This is a genomic window from Citrobacter sp. Cpo071 (assembly GCF_030332765.1).
Taxonomy (GTDB): domain Bacteria; phylum Pseudomonadota; class Gammaproteobacteria; order Enterobacterales; family Enterobacteriaceae; genus Citrobacter; species Citrobacter portucalensis.
In genome coordinates this window covers 1-322 of record NZ_JAOWHE010000013.1, presented here as the reverse complement: position 1 = coordinate 322, position 322 = coordinate 1, and the positions used below count along the sequence as shown (strand labels likewise).

Below are 322 nucleotides of genomic sequence, written 5' to 3'. Positions count from 1 at the left end.
CGCGACCCCCTGCGTGACAGGCAGGTATTCTAACCAACTGAACTACCGCTCCACCGAATTTCTTTGTCACCACCCGGATTTTCATCCCGGTTTACTGCAATTTGATGCCTGGCAGTTTATGAATCACTTTGTGATTCACCCTTCGGGCCGTTGCTTCGCAACGTTCAAAAGCTTTCGGTTTTGTCCTACTCTCTATCGAGTAGTGAACTGCCTCGAAAGTCAGTGCCATACTTCTAATTTGGTGCCTGGCAGTTCCCTACTCTCGCATGGGGAGACCCCACACTACCATCGGCGCTACGGCGTTTCACTTCTGAGTTCGGCA

At 51.2% G+C, this 322-nt stretch carries 1 rRNA gene; it reads right to left on the bottom strand.

From position 1 onward, the window contains the following. Positions 1 to 243 precede the first annotated feature (243 nt). Positions 244 to 322 (bottom strand): 5S ribosomal RNA (gene rrf, locus OGY09_RS25330); the annotation flags it as partial.